At 65.7% G+C, this 16,714-nt stretch carries 12 protein-coding genes, 1 pseudogene and 1 riboswitch; of the genes and pseudogenes, 6 read left to right on the top strand and 7 right to left on the bottom strand.

The genetic code is table 11. The annotated features are described in order from the left end of the window. The first annotated feature begins 461 nt into the window (after positions 1 to 461). A complete protein-coding gene (locus tag AB1I47_RS23720; RefSeq protein ID WP_354686162.1) occupies positions 462 to 1,664 on the top strand; it encodes an ammonium transporter in 1,203 nt (400 codons plus the stop codon). 218 nt (positions 1,665 to 1,882) lie between these two features. Continuing rightward, positions 1,883 to 2,355: pseudogene (locus AB1I47_RS23715) on the top strand (mechanosensitive ion channel family protein). 10 nt (positions 2,356 to 2,365) lie between these two features. Here AB1I47_RS23715 and AB1I47_RS23710 read toward each other — a convergent pair. Further along, positions 2,366 to 3,571 (bottom strand): Bcr/CflA family multidrug efflux MFS transporter, encoded by a 1,206-nt coding sequence (locus AB1I47_RS23710; protein WP_354686161.1) that lies wholly within the window; start codon positions 3,569 to 3,571, stop codon positions 2,366 to 2,368. Positions 3,572 to 3,940: 369 nt separating this feature from the next. Here AB1I47_RS23710 and AB1I47_RS23705 point away from each other — a divergent pair, with 369 nt between their 5' ends. After that, positions 3,941 to 4,525 carry a hypothetical protein gene (locus AB1I47_RS23705; RefSeq protein WP_354686160.1) on the top strand — a complete coding sequence of 195 codons (585 nt, stop codon included), beginning with the start codon at positions 3,941 to 3,943 and terminating at the stop codon, positions 4,523 to 4,525. Between the two features lie 136 nt (positions 4,526 to 4,661). Here the strand turns inward: AB1I47_RS23705 and mdoH are convergent, their stop codons facing one another. Both mdoH and AB1I47_RS23695 read right to left on the bottom strand, forming a co-directional pair. After that, positions 4,662 to 7,271, bottom strand: a complete 2,610-nt coding sequence (gene mdoH, locus AB1I47_RS23700; RefSeq protein WP_354686159.1) for a glucans biosynthesis glucosyltransferase MdoH — start codon at positions 7,269 to 7,271, stop codon at positions 4,662 to 4,664. Beyond that, entirely contained in the window at positions 7,244 to 8,851 is a 1,608-nt protein-coding gene (locus tag AB1I47_RS23695; protein ID WP_354686158.1) for a glucan biosynthesis protein G, read from the bottom strand. The genes mdoH and AB1I47_RS23695 overlap by 28 nt, the downstream gene beginning before the upstream one ends. A 650-nt stretch (positions 8,852 to 9,501) precedes the next feature. Between AB1I47_RS23695 and AB1I47_RS23690 the strand changes: the two genes are divergently transcribed. Then, entirely contained in the window at positions 9,502 to 9,930 is a 429-nt protein-coding gene (locus tag AB1I47_RS23690) for an RT0821/Lpp0805 family surface protein (RefSeq protein WP_354686157.1), read from the top strand. 255 nt (positions 9,931 to 10,185) lie between these two features. On the opposite strand, the gene AB1I47_RS23685 is transcribed toward AB1I47_RS23690, so the two are convergent. From AB1I47_RS23685 to ribB, 3 genes are all read right to left on the bottom strand, one after another. Next, complete coding sequence (locus AB1I47_RS23685) at positions 10,186 to 10,419, bottom strand: hypothetical protein (RefSeq protein WP_354686156.1); 234 nt, start codon at positions 10,417 to 10,419, stop codon at positions 10,186 to 10,188. Between the two features lie 167 nt (positions 10,420 to 10,586). After that, on the bottom strand, positions 10,587 to 11,150 hold the full coding sequence (locus AB1I47_RS23680) for a surface-adhesin E family protein (RefSeq protein ID WP_354686155.1): 564 nt from the start codon (positions 11,148 to 11,150) through the stop codon (positions 10,587 to 10,589). Between the two features lie 125 nt (positions 11,151 to 11,275). Beyond that, positions 11,276 to 11,953, bottom strand: coding sequence for a 3,4-dihydroxy-2-butanone-4-phosphate synthase (ribB, locus tag AB1I47_RS23675; RefSeq protein ID WP_354686154.1), 678 nt, complete (start codon positions 11,951 to 11,953; stop codon positions 11,276 to 11,278). A gap of 180 nt (positions 11,954 to 12,133) precedes the next feature. Further along, positions 12,134 to 12,292, bottom strand: a riboswitch (FMN riboswitch). A gap of 347 nt (positions 12,293 to 12,639) precedes the next feature. Between ribB and AB1I47_RS23670 the strand changes: the two genes are divergently transcribed. Then, entirely contained in the window at positions 12,640 to 13,179 is a 540-nt protein-coding gene (locus AB1I47_RS23670; protein WP_354686153.1) for an acyloxyacyl hydrolase, read from the top strand. Here AB1I47_RS23670 and AB1I47_RS23665 read toward each other — a convergent pair. Next, a complete protein-coding gene (locus AB1I47_RS23665; protein WP_354686152.1) occupies positions 13,148 to 14,077 on the bottom strand; it encodes a helix-turn-helix domain-containing protein in 930 nt (309 codons plus the stop codon). The two genes, AB1I47_RS23670 and AB1I47_RS23665, sit on opposite strands and share 32 nt — an antisense overlap. A 345-nt stretch (positions 14,078 to 14,422) precedes the next feature. On the opposite strand from AB1I47_RS23665, the gene AB1I47_RS23660 reads away from it, so the two are divergent. After that, the coding region (locus AB1I47_RS23660; protein ID WP_354686151.1) for a type VI secretion system Vgr family protein at positions 14,423 to 16,714 on the top strand (2,292 nt) is incomplete at its 3' end.

Genomic DNA, 16,714 nt, shown 5'->3' with positions numbered 1-16,714 from the left:
TGAGCCGGCCTGGCGGCAAGCCATCGATCGGCGCAGTCTAATCTGCCCCTCGCGCGTTGAGCAATCCCCAGTGGCACCAATGCAACGAAAAAACCCGCAAATCCTTGATTGAGGCCGGTTAGCGGGCAATTTACCGCTCTTTTTCCGCTTGCCAGAGGCCCGATTTGCAAGGTCGCCGGTGACAGCTCCGACGCGCTCATTCACTTCCCCGCGATGGGACAAATGCCCATTGATGGGGCATTGCACCACAACAGATCGCCCGCACACCCTGCCACGCGCCATTCTGGCGCATCCGAAGCTCTGCTGACCGAAGTCCCTAATCTGCCCCGATCGCCCCCTGGCACCCGCCATGCGGCATTCCGGTGCGGTTTTGCTCAGGAAGGTGCAACAAGCACCAGGATGTAGCCACCGCTGGAATACTTTTTGCATACCCACGCTCCCATTTTGAGCATGAGGTCACAATGGACAACTGGAAGACTGGCACCGACGCCATGTTTATACTGCTTGGCGCCATCATGGTGCTGGCCATGCACGCCGGCTTTGCCTTCCTTGAACTGGGCACGGTGCGCAAGAAGAACCAGGTCAACGCGCTGGTAAAGATTCTGGTGGATTTTGCGGTTTCGACGATTGCCTATTTCTTTATCGGCTACACCATTGCCTACGGCGTGCAATTCATGTCCGGGGCAGAAACGCTGGCCCAGAAAAGCGGTTACGAACTGGTCAAGTTCTTTTTCCTGGCGACATTTGCCGCGGCCATTCCGGCGATTATCTCTGGCGGTATTGCCGAGCGTTCGCGCTTCAATCCGCAATTGGTGGCGACTTTCGTACTGGTGGGTTTTGTCTATCCCTTCTTTGAAGGGATCGCCTGGAACCAGCGCTATGGCGTGCAGGACTGGATCGCGCGCGTCGCCGGCGCACCGTTCCACGACTTTGCCGGATCGGTGGTGGTGCATGCGGTGGGCGGCTGGATCGCGCTGCCCGCGGTGCTGCTGCTGGGCGCGCGCCGCGGCCGCTACCAGAAGGATGGCCGCATCAGCGCGCATCCGCCGTCCAATATCCCCTTCCTGGCACTGGGCGCCTGGGTGCTGGCGGTGGGCTGGTTCGGCTTTAACGTGATGAGCGCGCAGACCGTCGACAAGATCAGCGGCCTGGTGGCGATCAATTCGCTGATGGCGATGGCCGGCGGCACGCTGGCCGCGTGGGCGGCCGGACGCAACGATCCCGGCTTCGCCTACAACGGCCCGCTGGCGGGGCTGGTGGCAGTCTGCGCAGGCTCGGACCTGATGCACCCGCTGGGCGCGCTGATCACCGGCGGCGTCGCCGGCGCGCTCTTTGTCTACCTGTTCACGCTGGCACAGAACAAATGGCATATCGATGACGTGCTGGGCGTGTGGCCGCTGCATGGCCTGTGCGGCGCCTGGGGCGGCATTGCCGCGGGCATCTTCGGGGCGAAAGCGCTGGGCGGGTTGGGCGGCGTGTCGCTGGGCGCGCAAGTCATCGGCACCGTGCTCGGCATCGTGATTGCGCTGGCCGGCGGCACGCTGGTGTATGGCATGCTGAAGAAACTGGTCGGCATCCGGCTCGACGCCGAGGCCGAGTTCAACGGCGCCGACCTGACGCTGCACCGGATATCCGCGACGCCGGAGCGCGAAACCAACTGGTAATCCGCACGGCAGTGAATTAAATGAACGGGCTGCCGGGAGGCAGCCTGTCTTCACCATTGTTTCCTTGCACTTCGTTGCACGGCATTCCAAAAATTGCCGTGCCCACGTATTGCGCCGCGTCAACGCGCAGGGCTTGCACCCGGTAACCGGCTGCGTCGGTGGGGAGGTCTGCCGCCGGCAGCTGGCCGGGACTTCTCCAATACCGAAAGGAAATGCCGATGGACGCCTCCACCTTCGACAACCTCAAGACCCTGGTTGTCGCCTATGCCACGCAGTTCGGCATCAAGATCCTGGCCGCGCTGGCCTTCTGGGTCATCGGCCGCTGGCTGATCCATTTCGTCGTGCGCCTGGTGCAGAACGCGCTGGGCAAGCAGAAGGTGGATCCGACGCTGCTGCGCTATGTCGGCTCGATTGTCACGGTGACGCTGAACGTGGTGCTGGTGATCGGCATCCTCGGCTATTTCGGCATCCAGACCACGACCTTTGCCGCGCTGATCGCCGCCGCGGGCGTGGCCATCGGCATGGCGTGGTCGGGCCCCCGGTGCTGGCGGTACGCCCCTACTGCCACAACGACCACTGCTGGCAGGTCTATTTCGATACCAACCGCATCATCCGCGAATGCTTCGGCCAGGCCGGCTATGCCGCGCCGATGCCCGCCCACATGGTGGTGGTGCAGCAGGCCGCGGCCTGAGCCAGCGGCGTCAGCGCGTGCCCGAGCGGCCGTAGTGCCGCATCACCACCGCGCCGATGCCGCAGACCGCCATCACCACCGCCAGCGGCAGCGCCGTGCCGTCGCGCCATACGCTGACGGCCGCGCCGCCAAGGGTGCCCAGTGAAAACTGCAGCGTGCCCATCAGCGCCGACGCGGTGCCGGCACGATGCCCCTGATGCGCCAGCGCGAGCGCCGAAGCATTCGGGTTGACACAGCCCAGCGCAGCGATAAACACGAAAAAGCCGGCCAGCAGCACTGGCAGCACGGCCACGCCGGCCAGCGCCGCGACGGCCAGTCCGACACCTGCGGCGCAGCCGCCCAGCAGCGCGCCGCCCAGCACATGATCGAGCGAGCGGCCGCGCACCAGCCGGCCATTGAGCTGCGACATCGCGATCAGCCCCAGCGCATTGGCGCCGAACACAAAGCCGTAGTGCGACGGCGCGATGCCGTGCAACTCGATCAGCACGAACGGCGACCCCGAGATATAGGCGAACATGCCCGCCGAGCCAAAGCCCGCCGACAGCGAATAGCCCAGGAATTCGCGATCGCGCAGCAGCTCGGCATAGCTGCGGGCCACGCTGCCGAGCCGCAGCGGCGCCGCGCGGCTGTGGTCGAGCGACTCTTCCATGCGCAAGTGCACCAGCAGCAGGATCAGGGTCCCGGCCCCCGCCAGCACCCAGAAGATCGTGCGCCAGCCCGACGCCGTCAGGATGGCGCCGCCGATGATCGGTGCCAGGATCGGCGCCAGCCCCATCACCAGCATCAGCGACGAAAACGCGCGCGCCGATTCATGCGCCTCCAGCCGGTCGCGGATCACCGCGCGCGCCATCACCATGCCGGCGCAGCCGCCCAGCGCCTGCAGGAAGCGCCACAGCATCAGCGACTCCACGTTGCGCGCCAGCGCGCAGCCGACCGCGGCCACCACATAGAGGCCCAGCCCGACATACAGCGGCGGCTTGCGCCCGAAGCGGTCGCTGAAGGGCCCGTAGAAGGCCTGGCCCAGCGCCAGCCCGACCAGGAAGGTGCCGAGCGTCAGTTGCACCTGCCCGATGTCCACGCCAAGGTCGCCCGCCAGCGACGGGAAACTGGGCAGGTACATGTCGATCGACAGCGGCGCGATCGCCATCAGCGAGCCGCAGATCAGCAGCCAGGCAGGAAAGCGTGCCGATGTGGCAGCGCTCGGGGAATGGGACATGGGAAGGATCCGGGGTCTCGTCAAAACGAGTCAGATGGTGCGTACAGAGGGCGCAATTGTTGCACAGCATAACGACAGCAGCCGGGCACGGGCGCGCAGCGGTTTGAAACAGTTGTTCAGGAAAATTGCTGTCAGCGCGAGAAAACATCTGCCGTGCGGCAATGGGATGTCACGCGGCCGCGCATCAGCCCATGCAGATGCGCGCCGCCAATGCCATGCGGGGATGCTCGCAGTGTGCCGTGCCTTTCGCGCCCGCCGGGGTGGAGGGTACAATGCGTCCCTGTCGGCGCACGAAATCAATGCTCACGATTGGCGCCGGCGGCCACGCAGAGACGGACGACAGTACCGGTCCCGGCAACGTTAGCCTGCATGAGAATACGACAAACGCCGCTTTCCTCTTCGCTTGGCCCGGCCGCACTAGCGGCTGCGCTGCTGTTGCCCTTGCCGCTGACGGCGACGGCCGCACCGGCAATGCTGCGCAGCGCCGCCTCGGCGCCCGCCCCCGCGATCGACGAAGCCGACGCGTTGTCGCGCATGCTCAAGGGCGCGGCCACCGGCCAGAACACCGGCGCCGCCGGCGTGCCCGAACTGCTGCGCAACACCACCCGCCCCGATAATGTGCTGGCGCGCGCCTGCCGTCTGCTTAACGACGCGCTGCCGATCGAGATCGATGCCGAAACGCGCCTGCGCCGCTGCCAGTCGGTGCCAGGCAAGCACGTGCTGTTCCAGCTGGAACTGACTAACTATCGCGGGCCGATGCTCGACCTGGCCAGCTTCGAGGTCAACTACGCCGCGCCGCTGCAACGCAATATCTGTGCAAACCGTGACGTGGAAATCCTGACCAAGCTCGGCGTCAGCCTGATGTTCCGCTACATGACGCGCAAGGACCGCGGCGAGCGCCGCGTGGGCGATGTGTATATCAACGCGCCGATTTGTACTGCGGCGTTGCGTTGAACAAGAAGGCAAACAAGAATCGGTTGCAACGGCGCGCACCAAGAGCCATTGCTTTTGAATGACTCATGGGCTCTCCCTCTCCCGCTTGCGGGAGAGAAGAGCCAACCTGCAGCGGGTCGTTAGCCCATAGCCATTTTCATGCAGCCGCCCGCGGCCGCAGCGGCAGCACGTTGGCCGCGCGCCGCACCAGCATGCGGGTATCCTTCCAGCCGGCATCGGCCAGCGGCGAGCCCCACACCAGTTCATGCAGGCGCGCCAGCGCAAACGGATTGCCCAGCAGCACATGCTTCTGCGCCGGCGTCAGTGCGCGCGGACCGTTGGTCAGCGCATGCTCGACCAGCGCGTCGTGGCGCATACGGGCCGATTCCGGCTGGACCAGCCGCGGCGTGGCGGTGGCGCACATCAGCGCGTTGGTGACCGGGTCGACCACGGCATCGACAAAGTCCGGCGTATCGGCGGCGGCCTCGACATGCTGCTGCGTTTCGACGATCTCGCGCGGCACCAGCGTTTCCTCGGGGATCACGAACAACCCGCCATTGCGAGACGCGCGGCCCAGCGACACGCGCGACAGCATCACCGACAGCGGAATCGACAGCGCCAGCGAGCCCACGATCGGCAGCAGCCACAGCACGTAAGACGGGTTCAGCCAGTAGACCAGCCCGCCCCACGCCAGGCCCAGCGCGGTATGCCAGCCATGGCGGCGAAAGGCTTCACCCCAGGTGGTCTCGGCGTCTTCACGCGGGGGCGACTTCCACGAGATGCCCCAGCCGCTGTAGGCGGCGATCACGAACTTGGTGTGGAACAGCATGCGCGTGGGTGCCAGCAGCGCGGACAGCAGCACCTCGATCAGCATGCTGGCGAAGAGCTGCACCGCGCCGCCGTAGCGCCGCGCCTGCTTCATCAACAGCACTACGCTGGCCAGCTTGGGCAGGAACAGCAGCGTCGCGGTGGCGGAGAACAGCGCCAAGGCCTTCTCGGGATGCCATTCGGGCCAGGTCGGGAACAGCTGGTATTGCTGCGTGAAGTACTCCGGCGGTACCAGTGCGTGCTTGGCCAGCATCGCCGTGGACAGCAGCAGGAACAGCAGCCACAGCGGCGCCGACAGGTAGGCCATGATGCCGGTCAGGAACACCGCGCGGTGCACCACGTGAAAGCCCTGCTTGAGCCACAGCCTGAAGTTCATCAGGTTGCCCTGGCACCAGCGGCGGTCGCGCTTGACCTCGTCGAGCAGGTTCGGCGGCAGTTCTTCGTACGAGCCTTCGAGGTCGTACGCGATCCACACACCCCAGCCGGCGCGGCGCATCAGCGCGGCCTCGACGAAGTCATGCGACAGGATCTCGCCCGACAGCGGCCCGCGGCCCGGCAGCGGCGCCAGCGCGCAGTGCTCGATGAACGGCTTGACGCGGATGATGGCGTTGTGGCCCCAGTAGTGCGACTCGCCAAGCTGCCAGTAATGCAGCCCCGCGGTAAACAGCGGCCCGTACACGCGCGTGGCGAACTGCTGCACGCGCGCATAGAGCGTCTCGCGACCCACTGCCAGCGGCGCGGTCTGGATGATGCCGGCACCGGGGTTGGCTTCCATCAGCCGTACCAGCGTGGCCAGGCAATCGCCGCTCATCACGCTGTCGGCATCGAGCACCACCATATAGCGGTACTTGCTGCCCCAGCGGCGGCAGAAGTCGGCCACATTGCCGGTCTTGCGCTTCACGCGGTGGCGGCGCCAGCGGTAGAAGATGCGGCCGAAGCCGCCGACCGCGCGGCACAGTTCCATCCACGCATCGTGTTCGGCGGTACGCAGGTCCGGGTTGCCGCTGTCTGACAGCACGATGAAATCGAAGTTGGACAGGTGGCTGGTGCGCGCCAGCGATTCGTAGGTGGCGCGCAGGCCCGCGAACACCCGCGTCACGTCCTCATTGCAGATCGGCATGATGATCGCGGTGCGCGCCTCGGGCGCAAGCGGCCCCTCCGGCGCGGCGGAGCGCGATATCAGGTGGCGGTCACCGCCCTTGGCCAGCACCAGGAAGCCCATCATCGCCGTCCAGAAGCCGGCGGACACCCACGAGAACAGCACGGCAAAGAGCGCCAGGATCGCGATCTCGAGCGGGTCGGCGCCGTGGTACGGCAGCACGCTGGTCATGAAGTACGTGGCCAGCACAGTCTGGATCACGACCAGGCCCAGCAGGAACCAGCGGCGGTGCGAACCCGCCGGGTGCCACTTGCCTTCGGCATCGGGGCCGTCGTGCAGCGTGTCCCAGGTCTCGGGCACCGGGGGGCGGCCCAGCATGCGGCGCCAGGTGTTGCGCAACCAGCCGGTGACGAGATGCGGCGGCCACTGGCGCGGCACCATCGAGCTGCGCTCGGGCTCGGGGCCCGTGTCGACCTTGACGGTGCCGTCTTCGCGCCGCTGCAGCAGCGGTTCGCCGCCGACCTGCGGATTGCCGTAGGCGATGGTGAAGCGGCGGCCCACCGAAGCGTAGGCGCTGCCGCCTGGCGTGGCGGGTGCATGCGCTTCGCGGGCCGTGTCCTTGGCCGCAAGGCGCGACTGCAGGCGCTGGATCGCGTCCTGCGCATCGCGTGCGTCGATCACGGGCAGCGCGGGGCCGACGTTCGCAACCGGCATGCTGACGCCATCGGCCAGCAGTTCGTTGCGCACTTCAGGCGGTAGCGGCAGCCGGTCGACATAGCGCTCGCATGCCGCCGCCTGGGCCGGTCGATGCTTTAGGCGGGGGGTAAGATGTAGCTCCATGTCTCGGATAGGGTCGTATTGCCGTTGCGAAGATAGCCGCGCAACTCAACCGGCTTGGTTTCGTCCTTGCGGCGCATCACCATGGTCATGCGCCAGCCGCCGGTCGCCTCGTTGCGCTGCACCGACGTCTTCAGCAATTCACCGTTGGCATCGGCCGAAACCACCGGGTCGATGCGAACGTCAGCCGGCAGCCGGCGGAAGGCCGGGCCTTCGAAGTCCACCACCAGCGAAAAGCTCGTGTCCTCTTTGTTGCGGGTCTGGCCCTGCCCCAGGCGGGTCTGGGTCACCCACGACAGCGGCGGCTGTTGTTCGCCGTCCTTCTGCCACAGCAGCCGGTACTCGTAATCGAAAGGCTGCTTCGGCTTGGGCGGGTTGTCCGGCACCCAGTACGCGACGATGTTGTCGTTGGTCTCGTCCGGCGTCGGAATCAGCACCAGCTCCACGCGGCCCGAGCCCCAGTTGCCACGCGGCTGCACCCAGCCGCTGGGCCGGCGCTCGTACCATGCGCCGAGTTCCTGGTAGCTGTTGAAGCTGCGGTCGCGCTGCATCAGCCCGAATCCCTGCGGATTGGTGGCGGCAAAGGACGTGACCAGCAGCCGCTTGGGATTGACCAGCGGGCGCCACACCCATTCACCGGTGCCCAGGTGGATCGACAGGCCGTCCGAGTCATGCACCTCGGGCCGGAAATCCGTCGCCGGCGCCGGCTGGTTCTCGCCGAACAGGTACATGCTGGTAAGCGGCGCCAGCCCCAGCTTGGTCACGTTCTCGCGCAGGAACAGGCGCGACTTGACCTCCATCGCGGTTTCTTCGCCAGGCTTGATGGTGAAGCGGTAGGCGCCGCTCATGCGGCGCGAATCCATCAGCGCGTAGACGATGATTTCCTTGGCGTTGGGGCCCGGTCGTTCGATCCAGTATTCGACGAAGCGCGGGAATTCCTCGCCGGAATTCAGCGCGGTGTCCACCGCCAGACCGCGGGCCGACAGCCCGTACCACTGGTCCTTGCCCAGCGCGCGGAAATAGCTCGCGCCGAGGAACGATGCCAGCTCGTCCTTGCGCTTGCCGTTGAGCGGATACAGGATGCGGAAGCCCGCATAGCCCAGGCCCTTGAGCTTGGCGGCATCGACCTTGTGCGGTCCGTAGTTGAACGCGGCGGGATCGAAGCGGAATTCGCGCACGCTGTTGCCCACCACTTCATTGATGCGCACGGGCTGGTCGAACACCATGCCTTCGTGGAAGAACGACAGCTCGAACGGCGAGCGCGTGCCGCGCCACGCGAAACGCTCGGGCTTGTACTCGATTTCGCGATAGCGCTCGTAAGTCAGTTCGCGCAATTCGCGCGGAAGGTTCTGCGGCGGTGCCTTGTAGGGCGATGCGGCAAGCTGGCGCGCGCGCGTCGCCACGGTGTCGAAGTCGAACGCATGCGCCGCCATTGCACACAGCGCGAGCACGCTGCCGCCGAGCCATGTCGCAATATGCAACCCCAGGCGCGGCGCGCGGCGGCGGGCGCCCACACGGGCAGCAGGCGCGCTGGCGGTCGGGAAAAGCAAAGCGGACAGGCGTGGCGTGGCGGTCTGTGACATGTATGCCAGGGTGAACGGTTGAATCGGGGCGACCGGCATCAGCGGTCAGATCGAAGGACGGCACAGCAAGAGACGGGCCCGGCGCCAGGTGGCGTGGCCCGGACACGAAGCGGTAGGCCCGTGGGGCACTGTGTCCGGTTTGTTGCGATGCGCAATAAACCATAACAATTCGAGACGCGGAAGTCACGTTTCGATCACGCAAGGTTTGAAACAAAATGTTTGCCAGGTCGCCTGGAAGCCGCTCCAGGCAAGGCTTTGCGGGCGCCGGAGTCACACTCGCTCCTTCCCCGGCGCGGACAATGCCTGCCGGCTGATGACATGACCCCGCGTGACAGGCTCAGCCGGTCGGCTGGCCCTTTAATAGCGTGTTACTTTTTGGCCCCTTTCGGGTACGTATCGGACTTGCCGCTGCTGGCGTCTTTTGAATACGTATCGAGCTTGCCGCCGTTCATGCCGCCCTCGCTGCAGAGGGATGGGGCCGGCGACGTGCAGCACTCAAAGCTAGGTCAGGCCCTCGCATGTGTCAACCGCACCGCGACGCATGCATGGCTGCCGATCGCGCCGCCGCAGCGCATGGCTGCTGTCGTCCGCAGCGTTCAATGCGCTTACAATGCCACCCGAACGCCACCACGAAGCCACAAGGAATCGTCATGCTGCCTCGGCAAACCGACTCTGCTGTCCGTACCCGCCCTGCCCTGCGTGCCGCCATATCCGGCGCGCTCGGCGCCGCGCTGCTGTTCGCCATGGCCGCGCCCGCGCAGGCGTACTTCGACAATTACCTGACCGGCACCATCATCGGCACCTTGAACGACAAGGAAGGCGCGTCGCTCGCCAAGTCAGTGCGCAAGGCGCTGAACGATACCGCCGATGGCCAGGCGGTCGCATGGACCTTCCCGGCCGCGGGCCGGCGCCAGCAGATCGACGGCACCATCACGCCGGTCGAGAGCAAGACCGACAAGGGCCAGCCGTGCCGGCGCCTGAAGTCCGAGCTCAAGCGCGGCAGTTCCGAGGAACACTGGGCCGGCTGGTTCTGCAAGCAGTCCAACGGCCAGTGGAAGTCGCGGCATGTGGGTGAATAAGGCCTGCTGATCCGGCAGCGCCGCCTGCCGGGACGAAAAAAAAGGAGGCCGAAGCCTCCTGTGCTGATCCGCCTGACAAACCCTGACTTCCCCCCGGACGGCACGCGTTGCGTGCCACAGGGCTGTCAACCGCGCAGCAGTACCGTGCCTTTCGGCGCGGCCCGCTGTCGATGCGTGGCGGCATGGCGGGACCGGGCGCCGCCTGCGTCCCCGCTTGCCGGGGAGCCGTGCGCCCGCCGCCCATGGCACCGCCGCTCAGGCGCCCTTGTTGGCCTTCGTTTCTTTGGCGCTGTGCGAGTGGCCGTGCTTTTTCTTGGTGCTGGTTTTCTTCGCCTTGGTCTTGCCGCTGTCTGCCTTCGGCGCCGCCTTGTCAGCAGCCGGTGCTGCCGGTGTAGCGGGCGTGGCCGGGGTGGCTGGGGTGGCCGGCGTCTGCGCCATCGCGCCTGCACCGAACATTGCCATCGACAGCATGACGATCCACTTCTTCATGTTGCTCTCCTCTTGAGCCCTGCGTGTGGGAATGCCTGCAATGACCGGGGCGCATTGGCCCGCGCCCTGTCATCCGCATCAACGAGGCTGGTTTGGCCGCGGTTGACGAGGACAAACCCTGAGACGATGGATTTTTTTGATCGGCGAGCGCCGGCTGGCTTATCCGGTCAGCGGCACAACCGTCGCAGCAGTTCGCCGGCGATGGTGCCCGGCCCGGCCGCCTGGAAAGTCCCATCCTGCGGCGCGCGAATCGTGTAGAGCGAATCGCCGCGGGCAAAGCGCTTGCTGTAGAGCGTCTGCTCCACCACCGCGAACATCGACGTGGCGCAGTTCAGCACCATGCGCTTGAGCGAGGAGCGGATCGGCTCGCCGCTGGCCGTGCGGATCACGCCCGACGGCGAATTGCGCATCACCACCACGCCAATCTCAGTGCCCTGGCGGCGCACCGCGGTCTGGTCGAAATAGGAGATCACGCCGTTGGCCCCCATCAGCGGAATCCAGCGCTGCGGGTCCGGCGCGCCCGGATCGGGTGGCGCTACCAGGCGGCAGCCTTCCCTGGGAGTGGAGCGGAACACGGTGCCGGCGCCAGGAACCTGGCATTCGTACAGGCCGGCGGCAGCGGCCGGTCGGGAGGCCTGGCTGGTGCCGTCCTCGGCATGCGCCAGCGGCGCGGCCAGCGCGAGTACGCAGCCAGCGAGCGTGGCAGCGACCCTAAAAATGCGGAACGTCATGGAATTGCCCTCGTATTGACGGGAAAAAGCGATCGGCATTGTCGCATACGAGGGCCACATGCCGACACATTCCGATACATTTTCAGACCGGAACGCGCGCGGCAGGCACGGCTGCCGCAGCGGAGTCAGTCGTGCGTGCGCCGCCAGGCCACCAGGTCTTCGATGGTCAGCACCGGCAACTGGTACATCCCTGCGAAGGCCAGTGCCTCGGGCCGGCGCGCCATGGTGCCGTCCGGGTTCATCAGTTCGCACAGCACTGCGGCAGGCGACAGTCCTGCCATGCGCGCCAGGTCGACCGAGCCCTCGGTATGGCCGCGGCGCACCAGCACGCCGCCGTCGCGCGCCACCAGCGGGAACACATGGCCGGGGCTGACCACGGCGTCGGTGCCCGCATCCGCTGCAATTGCGGCGCGAATGGTGGTGATACGATCCGCGGCGCTGACGCCGGTACTGACCCCTTCGCGCGCCTCGATCGAGACGGTGAAGGCCGTGCCGTACTGGCTGCGGTTGTTCTCGACCATCGGCCGCAGGCCGAGCCGGCGCACCTTTTCCTCGGTCAGGCACAGGCAGACGATACCACTGCATTCGCGGATCATCATCGCCATGTTGGCGGTGGTCAGGCGCTCGGCGGCGAGGATCAGGTCGGCCTCGTTCTCGCGGTCGTCATCGTCGAGCAATACGACGGGACGGCCTTCGCGCATGGCCTCAAGCGCGTGCGCGATACGCGCGGCAAGCGAATGCGCATCGGCGGCAACCGCCGTGGATGCATCAGCGACAACAGCTTCGGTGGAAAGGCTAGGCATTGAAACGCTCCTTTGTTCTGCATGGTTTGGGCGTTCCAGGGGAAGGATCAAACGGAGCAGCCACGCCGCGCACATGCGCGCGGACAGCCGCGCCCTGCACGCGTGGCACGAGGCAACGGCGCAGGAAACGGCAACACCGCCGGGCCGGGCAATTGCGCCAGGCCAACGCGGGCAAGCTCCGCCCATCTTCTTTCATCCGGACTATGACCGTCGGCCCTGGCCTCTCACCAGGTCTGCTGACCTCGCACGGGAATGCGAGCGCTCGCGGGCTCGCCGGGCACGCACTGCGCACCGTGGCATACCGCCGGTGGGGACTTTCACCCCGCCCTGAAGACGTAACGAACCGGCGCGGCAATTGAGCCGGCACCAGCCTGCGAATGTTAGCAGATTGTTTTTTCCCTTGGCGCGCACCGATGGAGTGAAATGCGGGCCGCGGCGATGTCCGGGCAAGCCTGAACTCGGCAACCAGCTTCCCGTGTACTACAAATAGGTACAGTGGCACAGTACTAACAACCCGGACCCGGGTTGCCTGCATGCCGCGCCCGACAACAACGCAGCATCTTTTCGCCTTGCGTCCCATGCACCGACAAGACCAGGAAGCCAGACAAGACCGCCGTGCGAGTTGCTACCCGGGTTATTCATCCATTCTTGCCACGCGATCGCGATGGCGCTCGCCGCCGCACTGGATGCGCCAAGCGCTTGTTGCAGCCCTCGTCGCCCTGCCCCTGTGCCTGACGTCCGCGGCGCGCGCCGAGCCCGCGGTGCAGCTCAACTACGGCTTCGACGACCGGCACCATGTGAAGAAAGCCGAGGTGGCGATGCTGTGGGATTCGGGCTGGGCGTGGGGCAATCCGCAGGGCTGGCAGGTGGACCTGCAATGGGAGGTCAATGTCGCGCGCTGGTTCAGTGACAGCGATAACAACCCCAACGACCTGTGGGAGTTTGGCGCGGCGCCGGTGGTGCGCGTCGCGTGGTGGCGCCATAGCTGGGTGCCGTTCCTGGAGCTGTCGGTCGGGGCGCGCCTGCTGACCGGCACACGCACCTCCGATGACCATGTCATCTCCACCGCGTTCCAGTTCTCGGAATACGCCGGCATCGGCGTGACCTTCGGCAAGGACCGGCGCCTGACCGTGGGCTATCGCTACCAGCACCTGTCCAACGCCGGCATCAAGGAGCCCAATCCCGGCACCACCTTCAACGTCTTTTACCTGCGTTACCGCTTCTGACCGCCGGCTGTGGCTGCGGCTCGCCCGGCGTTTCAAAGAGGACGCGGGTAGCGTCGTCGGCCGGGAAGAAGCACTCGATGCGCAGCTCCTGCAGCGTGATGTCCTGCGGAATGCCCAGCGTGGTCAGCGTCGAGAACAGCGACGCACGGAACGGGCCGGCGTGCAGCACCACGGGCAGCACCGGCGGCGGCGTCCCTTCGGTGCCGTCGTCCTCGGGCAGCAGCGCGCCGCCAGCGCCCACCATGTCCGGATGCCACGCGGCGATGCGCCGGAAGATCTCGCGCGCGGTGTGGTCGTGGGCCTGCACCTGCAACTCCTGCCACACGCGCCGCAGCAGGTAGCGGCCGACCTGGCGCGCATTCTCTATCACCGGCCACAGGCCATCGGGATCGAATACGGTCAGCATCAGGTTGATGCGGCGCCTGCCCCCATCCGCCCCATCCTCGCCTGGCTGATCGGACAGCGACGCCGGCGCGCGCCCGTCCAGCAGCGTATCGAGCATGCGCCGGTAAGCGCGGTTGGCGTCGACCATGTTCCAGAAGCGGTCCAGCACCACGGCCGGGTACGGCTCCTGTTTGGAGAGGATCAGCGCGATGGCCTGCTGCACCATCTGCAGCGGCGGCGACGCCAGCGCGTGCTCGCTGTAGGCCGGCGCAAAGCCGCCGGCCAGCAGCAGCCGGTTACGCTGGCGCAGCGGCACCCCAAGCCGGTCGGCCAGCGCGAGGACCATTTCGCGGCTGGGGCGGGCACGCCCGGATTCGAGAAAGGAGATGTGGCGCTGCGACACCCCGGCGGCCAGCGACAGCGCGAGCTGGCTGTAGCCGCGCTTGCTGCGCCAGTAACGCAGCAGTCCGGGGAAATCCAGCGTGGTCTCGGAGGCGGGGGTCAGCGTTTCCATGGCTCCATTACAGCATGGATGGCAGGGGGTGACGATTACCTGGCAAGTAATGGCAGCAATTCAAACGGGTAGCGTCTCGCCACGTCGCCCTCTGAGTGGCCACCCTTTTGCCCGTTCATACTCGCCCCTCGCCCCGGCGATGGCTAACACGGAAGAGAGACAACCGCTACAGGATCATTCGGACTTGTGCTTAGACGTTGATGCAAGCTGAAAAGGCGCATTAGCCCCCTCCTACAGCGTTTCCGGCGTTACGGAACACGGCTAACTTGTGGTGCGCGGGGCGATGCGTCGCACGATGCTTGGCACCTGCAGCAATTCGATCACGCTGACAACGGAGCGCAAGCAATGGCGAATTTGGTTGAAGAACTGAAGACGTATGGAGATGCGCTGCGCAAGGGAGTGACCGGGCGGCAGGCTTACTTCCTGAAAGTGCCCGGCACCGTGAGCGCCTCCGCGCTGTCGGTGGTGTCTTTCGAAGCGGTGGAGCGGCTGGGCGATCCCTATACCGTCACCATCCAGCTGACGCACCCGCTCGAACTGGATCGGGCCGACTATCTGGGCAAGGAAGCCACCTTCCTGATCACTCCCGCCGACGCCACCGAGCCGCGCAAGTTTGCCGGCTGCATCACGCGCTTTTCCAGAACCCGGCAGACCCGGGACTTCAGCGGCTACGAGATCGTAGTCCAGCCGCTCGTCGCGCGCTTGAGGCTTACGCGCGCCAGCCGCATCCATCAGCAGAAAACTGCCCCGCAGATCATCGAGTCAATCCTGCGCCGCCACGGGCTGAAGGGCCACCAGTTCGCCTTCAAGCTGCGCCGCAAATATGCGCAGCACACTTTCCGCATGCAGTACGAGATGGCGGACTGGGACTATATCCGGCTGCTCATGGAACAGGAAGGCATATATAGCTATTTCAGCCTTGGCAAGTTCGGCGAGATGATTGTGTTCGGCGACGACATCGACCACTACATTTACCAGCCGGAACTGCGAGTGCCCTACCGGGAATCGGCCGGGCTGGAATCCGGCCAGGAAGCAGTGTTCTCGCTCAAGGTGCACGCGAAGACCATACCGAAATCGTTCCGGGTTGCGGACTTCAACCCCGACAAGGCCTGGGAGCGCCCCACCGGCGAGACCAACGTCGCGCGCAAGGAGAAGACGACCTACGGCCAGTCTTATGTCTATGGCACCCACCACCTGGACTTCGAGGGGGCCAAGTGGGAGGCGCAATTGCGCCATGAGGTGGAGTATGCCGGGCAGTTGATCTTCGCGGGCGAGAGCAACGTGCTGGCACTGTGCCCGGCACGCATCCTGCGCATGGACCAGGCGCTGCTCGATGCGCCCAACGGCCAGGTGATCACCGAGGTGATCCATAGCGGCGGGCGCGATGCCGCCTACCGAAACACGTACCAGGCCATCCCATGTGACCGCCGTTTCCGCCTGCCGATGGACGAAGCGAAATGGCCGCGCATTTCCGGCACGCTGAGCGCGCGCGTCACATCGCCCGGCCAGTACAAATACGCCTACCTCACGCAGGAAGGCCGTTATGTCGTCCGCTTCGACTTCGACTTTGAGGAATGGCCCAATGGCGGCGAGAGCGTGCCGCTCGCGTTCGCCAAGCCGTTCGCGGGGGCGAACCAGACGGGCTTCCACTTTCCGCTGATCGATGGCACCTATGTGGACGTGGCCTTCCGTGACGGCAATCCCAACAAGCCGTACATCGCCCACGTGCAGCACAACAGCCAGCACCCGGACCTGATCACCAATCAGGACCGCTGGCTGTCGCGCAACATCATCCGCACGCAGGGCGACAGCAAATTCGAGATCGAGGACTGGGAGGGGGAGGAACACGTCAAGTTCTCTACCGAGCATTCGGGCAAAAGCCAGCTGACCCTCGGCCACATCGTCAATGGAAAACGCAAGAAACGCGGCGAAGGGTTCGAGTTGCGCACCGATGCGCAAGGCGCGGTACGCGCAGGGGGCGGTCTGCTGCTGTCGGCAGATATTCAGCAGCAGGCGAACGGCAAGCAGAACGACACCGCCGCCGCGATGAGCCAGCTAACGCTCGCGCTGGAGCAGGCGCAGATGCTGGCTGATGCGGCCACGCTCGCCAAGGCGGAGATTGCCGACCTGAAGGCCGAAAACGCCTGGCTCCAGGCGAGCGTAAACGAGTTGAAAGAGGCTGTGATGCTGATATCCGCACCAAAGGGCATTGCGGTCTCGACGCCGGATCGCGTCTGCGTGGGCGCGGGAAAAGACGTGAACGTGGCAACGGGCACGGGCTTTGCCGTCAGCGCGCTGAAGAATATCGCGATGGCGGCGGGTGATGCCCTGTCCCTGTTCGCGCATAGCCTTGGCATCAAGCTATTTGCGGCACGCGGCAAGGTCCAGATTCAAGCGCAGAGCGATGAGCTTACCATGTCAGCCTTGAAGGACCTCACCATTTCCAGCACGGACGGCAAGCTGATCCTGACGGCGGACAAGGAAGTCTGGATTGGCGCGGGCGGCTCCTATATCCGGATTGACGCCTGCCGGATCGAACAGGTGACGCCGGGCGACATGAAGGAGAAAGCCTTGTCCTGGCAGCGGCAAGAGCCGGGCTCGGAGGTACGGAAACCCTCCTTGCCTTATAGCACTGAC

Origin of the sequence: Cupriavidus necator (assembly GCF_040578825.1) — a bacterium.
Classification (GTDB): domain Bacteria; phylum Pseudomonadota; class Gammaproteobacteria; order Burkholderiales; family Burkholderiaceae; genus Cupriavidus; species Cupriavidus necator_E.
Note: the sequence above shows the minus strand (reverse complement) of the source record. Positions and strands in the feature narration are given on the sequence as shown.